Origin of the sequence: Parasutterella secunda (assembly GCF_023336895.1) — a bacterium.
GTDB classification, from domain to species: domain Bacteria; phylum Pseudomonadota; class Gammaproteobacteria; order Burkholderiales; family Burkholderiaceae_F; genus Aphodousia; species Aphodousia faecalis.
Map to the genome: position 1 here is coordinate 21,993 of NZ_JAMBLT010000006.1, position 17,455 is coordinate 39,447.

Sequence of the window (17,455 nt, forward strand, 5' to 3'; positions counted from 1 at the left end):
AATCCCCTTTTTAAGAATAGGTTCCAAAAGTTATGCAATTTTTAGCTAACAACGGTATAAGAGAATCAATAATTTCTTTTTTTATCAAATAATTTGATTGGTTATCCTGATAAAGGTATTTCAAAGGCCACGAATAAATGTTTAAAAATGAACGAAGTTCACGAGGTAAGGGAAGTTCGTTCATTTTATAAAGATAATAGTCTCCACTTCGATATATCTTGCACTTTAGCCGACCATGGTAATTTTGGATGAATGCAGATGCTAGGTCTATCCATATTTGCTCAGTTTTGAAAAAGTCCGGCAGATAGGAAACAAATAAGTAACTCATCGCACCAATATTTTTAGTTTTACTTAAAAAATATCGGTAAGGCTCAACAGTTGTTCGAGCTAGTGAGACTTGGTCAACATCGCTACTCCACCTAAAACCATTTAAAGAAGCTTTGATATCCAGTATTGAAACGTAGGCCCCATTCCCTTGATATTGCTCCCAATGTGCTGTATGAAGATAATGTTCAAGCAATGGCCTTAAGGTATCTAACTTTAAATCCCAAAAATTGGATAAATCATCTGATTGTTTTGCTGAGTTAACTTTATATGGCCCTAAGCCCGACATATAAACCAATTCACTTGCTCTCATACCCCTAAGTAAAAGAACTTGATTGAGCGAACATTCTTTATAGACCGAATTCGAGAGTGTTTTACCTTGTTGATAATAAAAGCCTCCATTTCTGTACTGATCATAGATATAGTCAGCCATTTTATTCAGATCGATATCGTCTGATCCTGACGGATTAATAGCACGGAATACATTAATAAATGCTTTTTTGAAGTGATGTACAGAAACAAATCCCGCTATTCCTTCTGAATTAGTATCACTTAACGAAGCCAATGCCCAGCGACCGGCGAGACTGTAAGCAACCCGGGCAAGATGTTCCTGCTCAGATTCCTGCGGTCTTTTAGGAATATTCAAACCGTTTTTTATTTCAATTAACAGTTCAGAAACTTCTCTCATAGCATCTTATTTTCAATGAGATTAATCATTTCTTGTTTATTCAAAACAAAATCTACGTCTTGAACTACACTAGAAAGCTCTTCAACATCGTCTTCTAACGTATACCATGGCAAAACTGTGCTATGGAATAGATAAGTATTTACTTGTTTCGGTTCAAACTTAAAAGTCTCTGCTAAACCTAATTCCTTTTTGACATCTATTTGAATAGCCTTTGGCAACGCCAACCTTTTGAACCATGCCGGAGTTTCTCCGTCCACTTTCTTTGTAAATAGATTTGTTATATCAATCCTGGCCCCAAATAACTCTGTTGATTCACAGTTCTCGATATAAAAGTCTGTCAAAAGCGGTTTTACATATTTGAAAGCACTCTTTGGAAGAAGTTTTAACTCCTCGGGCAAATTTGCTGAGTAGATTACCTTGTTATTCTTTATTTTTTGTGTTTCAACTAATTGCCAAAAATATGGTTTTAAAAGAACATTGTCCACTAAAACCATTCCGTCGCCTTTAAATTTAGTTAACGCATTGATTGCATCCTGATATGTTGCGTCATTTTCTAAATAGAGATAATTCGCTCTTCGATTAAATAATGAAGCACTCAAACAATCTGCTACAGTTCTTGCTCCGGCACCAAAAATGAGAAGAGGTTTAGATGAAGGGATTAGACTTGATATAAGCAATGTTGCCATTGACGCTGTTAAATTTTTTGCAGCGCCGATTGATTCCAGATTATCTTTCAAAATTTCGGACAAGTCGTCCAAATTACTTAAAACTTCACACCTATCCCCGCTTTCTACTAAAGCACCCTCTTCAACGATATATTTTGATGCTTCTTGAACTGTATTTTTTACTTCATTTTTTTCTTCATTTACTTCTATTTTGGGTTCTATCATTTTTTGAACAAAAGGAATCGAACTCAAAAAACTTGAAATATCTGTTTGTATAGCAGTAAATTTTTCTTCTGACTTTTTAATTAAATTCTCATAAGTATCGGCTTCTGACCGAAGTTCTTCTACTTTTATCTCATTGTTGGATATTTCTTCCTGAAGTGCGTTAACTTCGTTTTGCAACGTAACCTTTTTATCTTCTAAACTCAAGATATCTTGTCGAACATTCGGATGCTCAGCGATTAGTTGTTGACGCAAGCGATCTAGTAAGACGTTTTTGATTGTCTCATCCCCCATAACATAACTGTCAATATCTTTGGCGAATTGATTTTCCGAACTGAGTAAAGCAAAAAATTGAGACTTAATTAATTCTTCATATTTTTTTATTTCATCCTCTGGCATACCAAGTTGCATTGATAAGTTCTCATAAAACCCACCATGTGCAATAGCCTGTAATATGTTTCTAAATTCAGTGTGGTAACTGTGCGTCGTTAGATTTCTTACCTTTGCCCATGTCGCGCAGCGCTTAAGTTCATTTGCAATTACTTCGATTGGATTTTTGATAAAAATAGTCTCACACGTTGGGGGCAATTCCATTTGGTTATATAAAGTGAATTCTCCGTGCCTAAATAAATCCCTAGCAGACAATTCAACTCTATTTGTAACAAACACATTAGAGTTTAAAGTTTGAGTTTGATTATCTAGTTCTGAAAATTTCAGTAATAGACCGGAAAATCTGGAAGAATTTACTGTCGGTGCCGCGAAGATGTAATTAGCAAGATAGATGGGTTTATTACTTATTTTCTTATAGTGTTCTAAGCAAGTTCCCACATCCCCTTTTTGAATCATCGGAGCATAGTCACTGTTGATTTCAATTATTGTAGGTGCGGTACTAATAGAACAACTTATTAATTCTTGATAGCCTTTTGGACGCTCTTCGATAGGCTTTACGGTCCACTCTACTTTATAAAATAAGCCATCTTTTAACTGAACATTTGCTTTATATACTAAAAATAAACGTGAACATCGCAGTCCATACATATCTCTCATTTGGCTTATATCAAATAATTTATCTGATTCAATGTCGGAAATCGGATCGAAAAATTTCTGCATGGACCCATCTTCTATTAATTCTTCTCTGTATACACACAGTGATGTGTAATGCTCAATCATTTTAAGTCTCCAAATATTACTTTATAAGTTTGTAAACTTGAACCGTTGATATACCTTTTAATTTCCAAAATTCTTTGATTTCATTTGGAAATTTTTTTCTATAGGCCATCGCTGTTAATGGCGAAACCTGGTTTAAGGGCGCCATTGAATAGATTCTCTGGTCGGTAAAGTCATTGTCAGAATTTGTTTTTGCTTTTGCCCTTTTCAAACCCTTTATGCAAAGTTCTTTCTGAAGATCTTTTCCATTGAAAACTTTAATAGTTTGCCCTCTGAGAAGATCAATCTTATTTTCTACATTAGATTGAATATCTCCGATTGCAATAAGTGCTCGATCTTTATAAATCTCATACTTCAGATTGATATTTGTTGTACAAATCAAAATATCTTTCCTTAAACTTTCATGCAATACATCTTCAGTTATCTCATTGCCATCAATATCACGAAAATTTAAATCTGCAATAAAAAGCCTTGGAGTTTCTTCTTGTGGCTTATAAACAACCTGCACAAATTTAATTAAGTTACTTCTACCCAGCGAAATTACAGGCCTAAATACTGTTTTTATCTCAAAAACACTATGTAACGGGTTGTTTATGTTCTTGTTGCTATCCAACTCTAAGAAGCAGCCATCGGGTTGGATTTTTGATCGTACATCACCTGTAAAAGCGATATAAATTACTTTTGATCCAGAACTTATTTCGTATGAAGATCTTGTTGTTAGCGGCCAAACAGGAGTAATTGATACCGGTCTATCTGTTAAGTTAGCCGAATATTCAAAGAAGAAATTTGCTGCGCTTATAGTTGGTTTGTCTGCTTTGCACACAATCAGATCCCAACCATTTAAATCAATTTCTTTCTTATCTATGCTTACAGCAAAACGATAGCGATTTTTTCTCAACTCCCCTGATTTGAGCAGTAAAAAATATTCTTTCCCTACCTCTACATCCGCGTCATTGGGTAATAATTTCCCTGAATGAGCATCAAATAAGGAACCTGTCTGCTTCACTCCTTTTCTACTTTCCGGCCATTCAGTTTCTTCCGGTGAATTCACAATGACACTGACTGGAGGACGCCGTCCAATTCCCAAATATGTCGTTGTTGAATAAAAAAGACGATCTGAGCTAAATTTTTTTGTCTCCCAGTCTTGATTTTCTGTTTCTACTTCAAGACTAAATTTAAAACCGATCTTTAAAAGCTCGTCGCTTACCTTGAAAAATCCCATTAAAAATTGAACTTTTTTATTCTCAATTTCAATTTTTAATGGAAATTCACGTTCTCCTGCATAAAAACCATACAACGAATAGGACTGCGCTCTTAATGCACAACTCTTATCTTCTTCTGCTGAAGGATGTCTAAAATAAGGAACCTTGTTATAAGCGCAAACAAGGCTTAGGAGCTGATGGCAACAAGGACAACGCAATAACTCCGAGTCCATTCGGATACCTGAGGGATAATTTTTTGATAACGAATACGCCGTCCGCGTTTCCCAACGTGTCTCGTTACGAAATTTTGCTTCATTGCTCATCACTACCCTATTACGTTATGGTGATTTAGATGACAGAATAACATTTAATTTTCATGTTGAATAGGCAAATTTCTTCAATGTGGCTTAGCCTGCTAAACAGTTCGTTTCATATTTTTTGACTTTTTTTTCTAAAATACGAAATCTTCCTTCAATTTGTGAAGTCTTAAAATATTTTTTTGTCAAGTGTCTACTGCACCTTTTCTGTTATAACATTCGTTGCATCCAATTCAGCTTTCACAGGTTACGTAATGTTTGATAAAGACAAATTTTTAGAACTTTTAACTTCTTACAAAGGTTCTTTTCGTCAATATTGGTCCAGTGATTCTTTCAGTTTGTGAAGCACAAAAAACAAACTACCTGCTTCTTATTCTGAAGTAGGTTTTGATCTAATGATTAAAAGAGTTAATGGAGGAAATTTACCATGTGCGATAGTTACAACATTCCTCAAAGAGAAGAACCTCCCTATGTCCCATTAATGCCTGCTTCGCTAGAAATTAAGACTCAAAAGATCAATGTTGGCTGGTGGAAATGGAACATTTCTATTAATGAGGAACTATACGAGGATCACGAGATTGTTACATGGAAAGAAACGGGGCGATCAAGACGTCAATATCAAATTCATTTGCAGTGCAGTGAGACCTTTGATCCTGTGCCAGAACTCCACTACTTCAACCGAGCACTGTTAATAAATGGTGACGATGATGATGTCAAAATCTGGAAAGTTAATGAAGAAGGACGAATAACCATCTTCAAGGTTTGGACACTTTCCTGTAAACTTTTACAACTTCAAATTGAAGCCAGAAGTGCTCAAGTGGATTATCACTACGATCTTGTTGTCGACCGGGATGCTTTTATTTCGCATTTAATGAAAACATATTGTGACTTTGGCAAACAAGGCGGCTGGGGGTGGTACGGTGATCGAGTATATGAAGAAGATTGGAATATGGAGCCTGAAAGAATAATTCTTGATTGTGGAAAATTTAAACAATATTTTCCATAACCAGCACAATCTGTTTTGCCGGCAAAATTTATTGTTAGCCCAAGCGAAAGATTTTTTACCGCTCCCCTCCCCTTTTTCGTAACTGTTCAGCCCAACAAAGCAATCATTGCATTAGTTCTGTATTCGAATTAAAAAATAATTTACGTTATCAAAGTCAGCGTAACTGGTTTTAGACCCAACATGAAATGCTGGGTCAGACCTTTTTATCAGACTGAAATTTGATCAAATAAACATATCGCGGCACTACGCTGGTAAAACCTAATCGGCAACAGTTTTGCCGGCAAAACTTTTCATCAAATTTTCTTGGCCAAATGACTCAAACTGATACCCATTGCCAACATCACAAAACTCACTATGAAAGGTATCAGTATTGGTGGAATTGCAAATGGCATTAAAAATAAAACAAAGAAACCAATAGTCAATAAACCGCACGCTCTCCATGAATAACGAAGTACAGTTGGCGATGTATATGAAAAATTCGTTCGCTTTATTTGTCTCTCAAGCAAGCCATAAGCTGCTGCTGCCAATAAGGCGGGTATAGAAATTGGCAACCACATTGCAAACAGTGCCATTCGTCTAAAAAACCAATAAATCAAGTCCAAAAGAGCTTCGACTCGTTCATAAACTGGGTTATCCAATATTCGTCCCACTTCTAACATGCCCAGAGAATTTGTACGCTCATAAGCGGTAGGCAACAGATAATTTACGAGATTTTCCTCAACATTATTTTTGACAACAAATTCTTCGTACCAGTGATTAGCTTTTTGAATGACGTAGTATGAACTTTCAGTACCAAATGCATTCTTCACCAATCGAGATTCTGTTTTAGCCGCGGACTGGATGTATGAAGGAGAGAGTAGCAAGACGGCAATAAAAAACTCAACCACCATCACTGAAATGCCGATCACGATTCCCTTATTCATTACTTTCCCTTTCGTTGTTCTGAAACGAGTAGGCGAGGAATAACTTTATTTCCTACCAAGAAGGGGAATCGTATCTTATGCGGTTCTCTACTTAATTCAATTAAAGCAGTTTTAGACAACCTATTGAGTTTTGCCGGCAAAACTCTTTACATGAATGTTTACCTTCTGATTAATTTCTAAAACTCTGGCAAGCGACAACCCAACTTTTCCTCAACATCAAGGACATAGGCGCCAAGATTCAAAATATCTATTCCAGAGGTCACCCCTTTTCTTGGACAGCCAAGAGCTGCCATAACCAAATGAAGTTGTTCTTCCAAACTTTTTGAATTCCAATCAGCCCAAAAGGCATCTAAAACAATTGGAACAGTACCTCTTGGAACTGTCTGCATTCCTTCTGCATACTCTGAAATTGTGATTTCACCATCGTCATGTTTCCTTCGCCAGGCTCTAGCTTCAGCGGAGGGTCTTTCCATAGTTGAATTAGAGGAATGTACCCCAACACGCTCTCGAGCAAATTCTTCAAACGCAATTTCATTGGATTCTATGTTCGGCGTAATTAAACTCCTATCCTCTGTATCGCGAAGATTTTTTAATTTAAGTCGTAAGTTCATTAAATCTTCCGAAGATGGAATATTTTCCATAAGACAAAGCGCGACTTTGCTCATCGCTTTTTTCTTCTCACACCATTGCTTGTTATCCCAGTCAACCCAGAATTCATCAAGGATATTTTTATTCATTATCCAACCTCAAAAGTTTTGCCGGCAAAACTTTCTAAATTCTTAGCCTTAAGATTTAATTCTATCTTTTTCTTCTTCGCTATAAAGAATTGGGACGCGCCCCTTGACAACATAGCCTCCGGAGATCACGCCAAAATATTCTAAATTGGGAAGAAGACCTAAAACTTCAGGCGGCACCAGCTCCGATTCTTCTTCCACTAAGCGTTCTCCTGTCGAGCCTCCCATCAAAATCGGTTCATGGGCTAAGGTACTTTGTCCCTGGTCTTGAGCAACATAACGAATCTTTGTTTTAGGCATACGAGCGCAGAAAAACTTCTGCGTTTCCGGATCCTGACTTCGTAACGTAAAAATATTGTTTAAGTTGCCGAAAACTTGAGTGGCCTTGCTGCTTGAGCCAGTTCTCACGGAAAAGTCAGCGAACGTTTGCGTCGCAACAAACAAGCGGAAATTGGCGCCACGGCCTTTATTGAGAAGCTGAATAAATCCATCGTTTGCAATTTCATTAGCTTCGTCTACAAACACATCAATACGCCGGCCACTTTTACCTTGGAAGTTATAGATGGAACCGGCCACGGCCGTGAGGTCGGCTATAAACATTGCTCCCAAGGCGCCTCCCACTTCTGCATTGGAAAGCATATCGAGCCCCACATAAACCACGCAGCCTTTTCCGATCATTTCACCAAAATCTCGATACTCATGCAAAGCCGCCTCCTCTTCGTTAGGAGGGGAGAGGGCATCACCCAACTGACCGGATGTCAATTTATTAAGAATCGGCAAAAGGGAGGTAATCATCTTGGAGTAGTGCTCTGCATCGTGCTCAAGCAAATCGATAATACCGTCCAAAACTGTCGAATGATGTTTAAGACGCATGGCTGTTTTGTAGTGACTCACCAAACGTTCGGTGTACTTTTTCGAATTAGGTCTAAAGTCTTTGACCACCTCATCAATGACCTTCTGTGCATTTTCCTTATAAACCGTTTTCATCCACATTATGATGGAGCGAGCTGTGAGTGTTTCAACTCCTCCTTCAATGTAGGCTCTAAGACGTTTGAGAGTCGGTTTATCTCCGCAGAGCACCATGGCATGCACGATGGAATTCATGGCTGACCAGGCAAAGTTGGTGAAGGGGGCGGAGCTTCCGGTTGTCGGCATGATGGAAGAAACACGAGACGGCACTTCCGTTGCATTAGACCAGTTCGCAAGAGGATTGATACGGCTGGACTCATCAAGATGCGCCAAGTGAAACTTAACAAAAGCATCAGCTCTACCTAAAGCTTCACAAGACCGTTTGGCATTATTCATCAAATCTATATCACCCTTAGGATCCAAAATAATGATGGAATCACCTTGGCAAATTGCTTGAGTAATTAAAAGATCGAAAAATCGGGTTTTCCCGGAACCAGTAGTTCCAAAAATCATGGTGTGACCATCCATATGACTGAGCTTTTGCAAAATCTTGCTTTCCTTAGGCTCCAACCCATGAATCCATGTTTGCCCAACGTGCTCAGAAATAACCTCAGCATCTTTAAAGGCTAACGTTTGAAGAATCCCCTTAGGCGTTCTTCCAAACTCTGCCCAATTACGTTTTAGAGCCTCACAGAGCTCTTGTGTATGGCGAGGCATCCATTTAAATCCATAGCCTAACCAACACACATCAGGGTGCTTTTTAGATAAAACAAACTGACGAACTTTTTCAATGGAGACGAAATTAAGGTCGTGACCCGCTAAAAGACTTTGCCGTTGCCAAACCTTATAAGCCGCAGGTATTTTTATCATTGCAAATAGAACAAAAATACTCGCAATAATCATGACCGGTGTTTGAACCCCAGGATTGAAAAATCCATAGAGAAGATAAAAGAGAGCGCCTGAGAGCATCACCAACACCTGATAGAGTTCATAGTTAGGACGCCAAGTGAGGGAATATTTCAAATTATCAAATTTAGCCATTATCTTTTTCAGTCTTTTATACGTAAACAAAATTGATGAGCTGCACGATCCGCGCGGAGTAGGGGATCAGGAGATCGCTCAAGATAGGTTACAAAACCATCCAAACTCAAATCTTTTGCAGCAAGCACCTGAGCAATCACGTCATCGTTTGTTTTTCTTTCACCATCTTCCAATACGACATTGGAAAGCATGGGTCCCTTCCCGGCTTTTAGTTGCTTAACTAGCCCTAAAGCAAGGACCTCAAAAATCTGTTCTCCTTTGGATGGTTTTAAAGATTCAGAGGACTGTGCCTTTTTGCGCTCAACACGTTGTCCGGCAACCGTGTCTTTAAAGTCTTTTTGGTTTTCAGATGACCTTTTATTAGTCTGCGTGCTCTTATTCGTAGCCTCCTCCTGAGAAGCTTTCTTTTCAATGTCGTGACTTCTTGTTTTAATCGGCTGATTCTCCTTAGACCTTTTCTTATGATTGGAAGATTTCAGAGGTTTTTCTTCCTTACCTGAAATTTGCTTTTCGGTTGACGAGTTTTGCCGGCAAAACTTTTCATCAACTTCTGGCACTTTTATACACATCCCCTTAACTGACTTTTTCTTCGTCTCAGACTTCGTATTTTTTTGCAAAGAATGAGTACATGATTTCTTCTTTTTATTGTCTTTCGGCTCTTTCTGCTCCGTAAAAAGTTTTTCTTGTGGCTTTGATTCGCTTGTTTTATCGGCGCACTCTGTGCTCTTAGGAAGTTCACTTTTTGACAAAGCATCCTCAACGTTTTTAACGTGTTTAGCCACCAATTCAGGCTTTTCAATACCTTCTTTTTCTTTCTGTGTAACTATGGCGACAGGCTTAATGACCTGTGAGACAATAAAATTCACCTTATTTTCTTCAGCCGCATTCGAATTGCAGCCCTCCGGTAGCGCGCATTTCGTGAGTTCGATCCATCGAAGAGCTTCATCAGCATCAACCGGGACACCTTTAACGACAGCCAACGTGCAGCTTGGTCGCTTAACATGCGCAAAGACATTGGAGTCATCTGCTAAACGTAAACACAAAAGGAAATTAAATTCAATAGATCGAAGTTTGCCCGGACTGTCATTGATTCCATTTTCTAATTCTTCTGACTCTTCTGCCTGAAACTCTGAAATCTCGTCTACGTTTCCAATATAGGAACTCATCTCCTGATTGAGTTCAGCATTAAGTTCTGCTTTTTCTTCGTCCGTCAAGAAAGTCTCTTTTTGCTCCCCATTTTCAAAGCCAGACTCATTGAAACTTTCGCCTTGCGGTTGCAATATTCTTGCATCTAAAGGATCTACTCCTGAAATTGAAGCAGCCGGCACAACTTTCCAAATAAAACGGTTGACTTCCTCTGTTTTATTGAATTCACACAGGCCACCCTCACAGAGCTTTTCAGCCAAAATATCGGCATTTCTGGGAACAGATCCAATGCCTCGCTTATCCAGTTCTTTCACAATATCCAAGTAGGCTATTTTCCAAACGAGGAATACACCGAGAGACGTAACAAGAAGCGGGGAGAGGAGCTTACCTTCTGAACTAAACTGGTTTGCCTCCCAATGATTTTCTTCAATAATTGTTGTGATAATGCCTTCGATGATTGAGCAAATAGGCGTGTCAACGCCTGGATTGACTTTCGATTTATTCTGATACTCGATATCCAATTGCGTGCTGCGGGCATCAGCCTTTTTCACAAGATTAGGAATGAGCATTTGAGAGTCTGTCTCTCCAGAGAGAGCCTTAACGAGTTCTGACATCAGCATTAGCGAATTAGCTTCTTCGAGATACTTTCTGGTTGGCAAGCCTACGAGATTCCAGAAGAATAGGGGAGTGGCCTTCATATGAAGCTCATACATATCAGCTTTGGTGTTCCAAGCAATGTTGTAACTGGCAATCCCTTCACGTTCAGCCCATTGAACAATAGATTCTGATAATGGGTGCCAGACTGTCTGGCCTTCTTTCCCGGTGACTGTCACACTGGTGAGTACCTTACCCACATCATGCAAGAGTCCTGCCAGACAACAAGCCAAATACCATCGACCTGTGTTTTTAAAGTTTTCCTCAGCTGATTGTCCATTACCGAAGATATGAGTTTTTGCGATATTAATGCTGTAAAGCCCTACTTCGAGCGAATGCCTGAATAGACCGCCCCGTCCTTTATGGTGGTAAAAACTTGAGGCTGGAATTAAGTGAACGAGTTCTCCCAAGTTGTAGATCACTGGAAACAGCAACTCGTCACACTCGTCACTACTAAGTGGAATCGATCTTTTAATCGACTGAATCAGGCGCCCTTGACTTTTGATAACATCATCAACGCTGACCACTGGTACAGGAGCTTCCCTTGTTGGGTAGGTATTGTCATCTAATTTAATTTCTTCCGTGTGCGCAACGTCAGCAAAACTAAAAACTTGTCGAGCTACGTCGTTTTGTGCTGTCGGTTGTTCAACCGGAACCGACTTAAACGAAAGATGACGCAATAACTGTGCAAAGAATCCCATTTTCAACTTCAAAAAATGAAAACGGGCAATATTGTCTCAATTGAAATACTTGATATTTGGGTTAATAAGTCAAGAATTTCTGACGTAAAACTAATTTTTTGAATTGGTAGCTTTAGACTACATTTTTAGAAAAGTTTTGCCGGCAAAACTCAAATAAAATGCTCCCCATATTTTTATAGAGAGCATTTTTTAAATATTAAAAATTTAGGACACTATTCAAACCACTCAGGATTGAATGCACCGTAATCTTCCACAACGTAATAACCTGTTCGATTTTTACGCACGAAGTATATTTTCACGCCAAAGACTTCACGTAGTACTCGTAAGTAGCGATTTATTGTTGATTTTGAAATTCCTAATTGCTCCTGAAATACAGGCATGGAGGCTTTTTCGCCCTCTTTTACAATGATCCTGACAAGAGCCACGAGTTGTGTGTAGTCCTTAGGAGGCCAAGGAATTTTGACTGACATGACAAACTCCTCAGATAACAGTAGTGCCCAACATCACAACATCTTCTACAGAAACCACGTGCACTTTTCCATTCACCACTACACAAACGTTGTTTTTATCCTTGCAAATTGCATGGGGATGAATGTATCCGCCAACAGGGGATTGTCCGTTTAAAACGACCGACACGCTGACAACTACCTGGCCTTTTTCGACATAGGTAGCGCCCACAGGAAGTTTTTCTCCCTTTTGGGCCTTCTCCTTGGACTCTTTTGTTGTTGGCTCGTGACTAGACTTTTTCTCTCCAGGTTTTTTACCTGTTTCTTTATTTTGTTTTGTTTCAATAGCCTGCGCTATTTCACGGACATCAGCACGCGTGACTTGTTCCAATTTTTCGAGTTTGGTTAAAAATTCTTGACCGTATTTGCGTTCTGACTCACCCATAGCAATTAAAACATCCGCACTATCGACGCCCTTAGCCTTTGCTATGTTCTTCAAATTGTCAGAAACTAATGAAAGCGACATCATTCGACTAACGTATGTCTTGCTTTTTCCTAATCGTTTAGCAATATCAACTGATGCAACACCGTTATCTTTTAAGAGATGCATCGCTGCAGAAACTTCAAACGGATCCATATCATCACGTTGAAGATTTTCGGTTAACTGAGCAAGCACTCTTTGCTTTTCATCTTCTGGAGCCTTACGAATGATTGCGGGAATATGCTTTAACCCCAGTTGTTTGCAGGCGCGATAGCGACGTTCGCCTTGAACAATAATGAATTTGCCTTCCTTGTTGGCGGGTTCAACAATAATCGGCTGCTGCAAGCCAATTTCTTTAATACTGTTGGCAAGCTCTTCAATTTTTTTAAATTGCTTGCGGACTTGTTCACGGGTAACGACAGAATCGATTTCTAAGTTACGCAATTCTTCTTTGCTAACCGACTCGATTCGCTTTCTCATTTCCTTAAGGTTTTTAAAGTCAATCGGCATTTTTAGTTCCCGCTTTCAATTTTTTTAATTCGTTTAATCATTTCTTTGACCACAGCCTGCATTTCTTCTGCAGCTCGTTTGCCATTTCTGACGCGCCAAATAGGTTCGCCTTCCATCGTCGCACTATCCAACGGAGGACGATGACGCAAGTAGTTGTCAAAGACCATATCATCCATGGCTTCCTTAACTCCAGCCAGGGCCTTGTTGTGTGCCGCCGATTGGTCGTATTCATTAATCAGAATGCCCAAAACTTCCAGTTCATGGTTAATTTGTTCTTTGACATCAAAAATTGTCATGAACAGACCTTCCAAACCATCAACAGCAAATCCGGATAATTTCACTGGACAGAGAACGTACTTAGTTGCGTTCAATGCTGAAAGAAGTTTACGACCCAAGGAAGGTGGACAGTCTATTAAAACGTAGTCATATTGATCCCAAATACGTTCCAAATTTGAACGGGGGACGAGGGCTGCACTAATTGGTAAGGATTCGGCATCGTAACCTTCACGGTCATTTTTGGGGGATCCAATTAAATCAATCCCGTATTCCGTTTCCGTCGCTTCAACTTTGTCTAAGTTTTCATCAAACAGCTGGACGGTTCTAGTGCCAGTAAGCTCTTGGCCTTTTAAAAGAACGGTAGTTGTATTGCCTTGGGCATCCATATCAACTACAAGAACTTTCTTTTTTTCTTTGATCGCAAGCTGAAAAGCAACTTGTGTGCAAATCGTAGATTTACCAACCCCACCTTTTTGGTTGGCAAACGCAATGCGTATAGGCATAACTGACTCCGATAATATCGGTTCATACATTTATAAACAGCAGTCACTATATCATATTATGAGATTGAATATCGATTATTTAAAACAGATTTTTATAAAATTATTTGCTATTCTGTACAATCTTCGAAGTAGTCTTTTCAATGCGGCAAAGATATACGTGGTATCTTCTTTGCCACGAAGTGAGACTTGTTTGTTTCTTTTATTGTGCGTGAAAAACCTTTATTAACGTTAGGCCCTTGGAGCAGCTGTTATGCCTAAGAAAAAGCAAAATGAAGATTTTCATCTTGAAGAACTGACCCAAGAAGAAGAGGCAGAAATCTTAAAGAAGCCCAAGCAGAGACGGACACGTTCATCGAAGAAAAATGCATTGGCAACTGCTGTTCAAGAGGCTGAACAGCTACTTTTATTTGAGAAAATTCCTGGAAAGATTTCATCTGTGAAGGATGATATCGCATCAATGGAATTTTCTTTTTATTCTGTATCGACTAAGGTCGATAACCTGCCCTATGAATTTAATAACGGGCACCAAATCATTCGTATTGTTCCCAGTGTTATTGGCCGCCCCAATCAACAATTTGATAAGGATTTGATGCTTTACATCAATTCTTTATTAGCCCGGGCTCAATTTGAACATGAAGATGACCATTTGAAGTATCGTCGCATTGAAATCAATTTGGCCGACTTCTGCCGCTTTACACATCGCGAGTTTGACGGAACGATGAGCGAAGCCTTTATGAATTCGTTGTTGCGTCTTCGTGGTACGACTATTCAAACAACGGTGAGAAGTACCGCTGAAGATGAATTAATTAATGGTTTTTCTCTAATTGAGTCTTATAAAGTCTTAAAGCGTTCATCTGGCAAGCGTGAAGGGGTTTTAAGTGCAGAGGTGACTATTTCAAAGTGGCAGGCCAGGCAAGTTCATGATAAGTATGTCCTGACTATTGATGATGATTATTTTTCCATCAAGCGCCCAACTGAAAGAAGGCTTTACGAAATTGCACGGAAGTTCTGTGGAAATCAGAAGATTCTTTTCAGAATCGCCTTGTCAAATTTGTTACTGAGAATGGGATTGTCAGCTTCGAAAACATTAAGAGCTTTCCGTTATCAAATTAAGCAAATGGTGTTGCGTAATGAGATACCAAAATACAATCTCGCCTATGACGCCCAAAATGATCATTTGATTATCTTCCCTAGAGATTTAAAGGTTCGAGAATTTTTGAGATCGGCGGCTGAGAATGTTCAATCTAATTCATTGATGACCAATAAGTCATTTGAGGAATTGGAAAATTGGTTTAAAGGTTTAGTTATTCATCCGGATGCTGATCCTTATGCGGTTCATAAATATCTAGCGGGCACTAAAAAATAATGCCTGTGTTGCAATACTTTCAAAGACGTTGCTTTGGGTTTTATTTGGGAATCGGTTTAAATAAGGCGCTTCGTTATTAAATATATTTATTTTTATTATTTATATTACGGAGCGGTTTCTATATTTTTTGATTTTTCTTAACTTTTTGTTTTTAATGTGAAATTTGTTCTTTTTTGGTCTTATTTTATTAGATTGAGTGTTCACGATTCACGGCAAAGTGTTCACGTATCACGGTAATGTGTTCACGCATCACGGTAGAGTGTTTACAGTTCACGTTTGAGTGATTTTATTGATGTTTTTACCGTTTACGATTCACGGTTTGTCAATTTTAAGTCTTTAAAAATCAAGCAGTTTTTTCAAGGTCCTTTTCTAAAGCGTTCACGAATCACGGTAAACGAGGTCTAAAAATGCAATAAAATCACCTGATTTTTAATAAATATGTGGATAAGTCGGTGGATAAGTTTCTTAACCCTTTGTCTATATTAAGTATTTTGTTTGTGGATAAGTGGTTAATTTCGAGAGAGATCTTTTAATGTAGTGTTTTATGAAATTTCATTTAAATCAATAAGATAGCAAGGTTTTGTTTTAAAAGTGGGATTCTTTAGTGTTCTATGCCCCACTTTTGTTGTCATTTAGAGGCAACGTTTTTGTAGATTCTTTATTAAGATGTTCGCGATTCACGGTGTTTTGTGTTTGATAGTTGAGTGCTATTCTTGAAATAGTGTTAAATATTCAAAGGGTTACGTGCTAATTTCATTAAGAGTACTCTTGTTTACGATTCACGGTTTTTATTTCTTTCGACTGTGTTATGGTTTGATGTGTTCACAGATCACGGAATCTCTTTTTCTTTTTTGAGTAATGTTGCCGGAATGCTTTTTGATGTGAATTAACCTTCCGAGCAAAAAATTTTAGCTTAAGCGTTCACGATTCACGGTATATATGACACTGATTCACTTTGCGACTCATGATTCTATATTTAACCTATTGATTTGTCTGCGATTTGTGTTCTTGTTTACAGATCACGGTTTTTAATGTATTGACATTTTTGTTCACGATTCACGGTTTAATCTTTCTTTTTCAGTATTTATTTTGCGGTTTTTTGTTCACGGATCACGGCATCTTATATATCAACTGAGGTTATGAGCGTTCACGGTTCACGGTAATTTTGATTCCTTTTGGGTTGATAAATTTCTTGAGGTAATATCTAACATAGCGATAATTAAAGAAATTTTTGGAAGCGTTCACAAAACACGGTTTTATTAAATTAAGGTTTTTGAGCATTTAAATGTTCACGATTCACGGTATTTGATCGTTTTTCCTTTCTTTTGGAAAAACAGATCGTGGCAAATGTGTTTACGGATCACGGTGTTTTATTTAATCATAAATATAGAAAATATCGGGAAATCAAATAGATAGTGAAAAGAAGTCTAAATTACAACTTTCTGGAGAGTGTTTACGATTCACGGTTTGTGTTAGGGGAATGTTCACGAATCACGGTTTTGGTTTTGGGTTTTTATTGTCCAGTGTTTCCAGCGTTCACAGATCACGTTAATTGGGTTTATTAGGCAAAATGTTCACGATTCACGGTTAAGAAATAACCGGTTCTGTTAGTTCTATTAGTTAGAACCCTTATAAATCAAAGAGATAAGTATCTGTACTTTTATGAGTTAAATAGTTTTATATTTTTTTAAGTTCGAATAAGCGTTCACGATTCACGGTATAGAGCTGTTCATTTCGCCTAAATCTAGGTTATGTGTTTGCAATTCACGGTGTATGCTCGATCGATTTTTAAATTTTTTTGTTGTTTATGATTCATGGTAGTGGTTGAGTAAAGAGAGTTTTCATTGGAACAGAAAGCCTGATTTCGAGAACAAGTCAAAGTTGTTGCCTTTATACATCAGTTGGTTAGATAGGGGGTTGACAGAAACTCGGGGGGGGGCACATATAGGCCATGTTGTCAAGTGATCTTCCTAACGGAGAGTTATCCACATTTTTCGAAGCGCTCATCCTCAATCATGGGCCGTAGCGAGAAAAATCGTGGGTAACTCGGTTCTGTCTTGCGTCCTTTTCTGTCAATTAATCACTGTACTCCCGTGACTATTATGGGAGACAGTTACCGAATTAAGGCCAATTTGAAATCAAAAATTTTGGATAAAAACTGACCCAACCAGGGG

General features: G+C 38.4%; 12 protein-coding genes. 2 read left to right on the top strand and 10 right to left on the bottom strand.

The genetic code is table 11. The features are described 5' to 3' along the window. Window positions 1-10 precede the first annotated feature (10 nt). Genes M3080_RS06205 through M3080_RS06215 form a run of 3 tightly spaced genes read right to left on the bottom strand, consistent with a single transcriptional unit; the run spans window position 11 to window position 4,591 of the window. A complete protein-coding gene (locus tag M3080_RS06205) occupies window positions 11-1,012 on the bottom strand; it encodes a hypothetical protein (RefSeq protein WP_249092338.1) in 1,002 nt (333 codons plus the stop codon). Continuing rightward, window positions 1,009-3,069, bottom strand: coding sequence for a coiled-coil domain-containing protein (locus tag M3080_RS06210; protein WP_249092339.1), 2,061 nt, complete (start codon window positions 3,067-3,069; stop codon window positions 1,009-1,011). Before M3080_RS06210 ends, M3080_RS06205 begins: the two co-directional genes overlap by 4 nt. Window positions 3,070-3,085: 16 nt before the next feature. Continuing rightward, on the bottom strand, window positions 3,086-4,591 hold the full coding sequence (locus M3080_RS06215) for a hypothetical protein (RefSeq protein WP_249092340.1): 1,506 nt from the start codon (window positions 4,589-4,591) through the stop codon (window positions 3,086-3,088). A 421-nt stretch (window positions 4,592-5,012) separates the two neighbouring features. On the opposite strand from M3080_RS06215, the gene M3080_RS06220 reads away from it, so the two are divergent. Then, entirely contained in the window at window positions 5,013-5,591 is a 579-nt protein-coding gene (locus M3080_RS06220; protein WP_249092341.1) for a hypothetical protein, read from the top strand. Between the two features lie 293 nt (window positions 5,592-5,884). Here M3080_RS06220 and M3080_RS06225 read toward each other — a convergent pair whose 3' ends face one another. The 7 genes from M3080_RS06225 to M3080_RS06255 form a co-directional block, all read right to left on the bottom strand. Continuing rightward, window positions 5,885-6,514 (bottom strand): IncC plasmid conjugative DNA transfer DtrJ family protein, encoded by a 630-nt coding sequence (locus M3080_RS06225; RefSeq protein ID WP_249092342.1) that lies wholly within the window; start codon window positions 6,512-6,514, stop codon window positions 5,885-5,887. Window positions 6,515-6,690: 176 nt separating this feature from the next. Then, the gene (locus M3080_RS06230) at window positions 6,691-7,251 is read right to left on the bottom strand and encodes a hypothetical protein (protein WP_249092343.1); all 561 of its coding nucleotides are present in this window, start codon (window positions 7,249-7,251) and stop codon (window positions 6,691-6,693) included. 48 nt (window positions 7,252-7,299) lie between these two features. Continuing rightward, window positions 7,300-9,198, bottom strand: a complete 1,899-nt coding sequence (traD, locus tag M3080_RS06235; RefSeq protein WP_249092344.1) for a conjugative transfer system coupling protein TraD — start codon at window positions 9,196-9,198, stop codon at window positions 7,300-7,302. 8 nt (window positions 9,199-9,206) lie between these two features. Further along, window positions 9,207-11,699 (bottom strand): MobH family relaxase, encoded by a 2,493-nt coding sequence (mobH, locus tag M3080_RS06240; protein WP_249092345.1) that lies wholly within the window; start codon window positions 11,697-11,699, stop codon window positions 9,207-9,209. A gap of 212 nt (window positions 11,700-11,911) precedes the next feature. Then, the gene (locus M3080_RS06245; protein WP_249092346.1) at window positions 11,912-12,169 is read right to left on the bottom strand and encodes a helix-turn-helix domain-containing protein; all 258 of its coding nucleotides are present in this window, start codon (window positions 12,167-12,169) and stop codon (window positions 11,912-11,914) included. Window positions 12,170-12,179: 10 nt separating this feature from the next. Beyond that, the gene (locus tag M3080_RS06250) at window positions 12,180-13,106 is read right to left on the bottom strand and encodes a ParB/RepB/Spo0J family partition protein (protein WP_249092347.1); all 927 of its coding nucleotides are present in this window, start codon (window positions 13,104-13,106) and stop codon (window positions 12,180-12,182) included. 32 nt (window positions 13,107-13,138) lie between these two features. After that, entirely contained in the window at window positions 13,139-13,915 is a 777-nt protein-coding gene (locus M3080_RS06255; protein ID WP_249092348.1) for a ParA family protein, read from the bottom strand. A gap of 250 nt (window positions 13,916-14,165) precedes the next feature. On the opposite strand from M3080_RS06255, the gene M3080_RS06260 reads away from it, so the two are divergent. Next, window positions 14,166-15,281 (top strand): replication initiator protein A, encoded by a 1,116-nt coding sequence (locus M3080_RS06260; protein ID WP_249092349.1) that lies wholly within the window; start codon window positions 14,166-14,168, stop codon window positions 15,279-15,281. Window positions 15,282-17,455 lie beyond the last annotated feature (2,174 nt).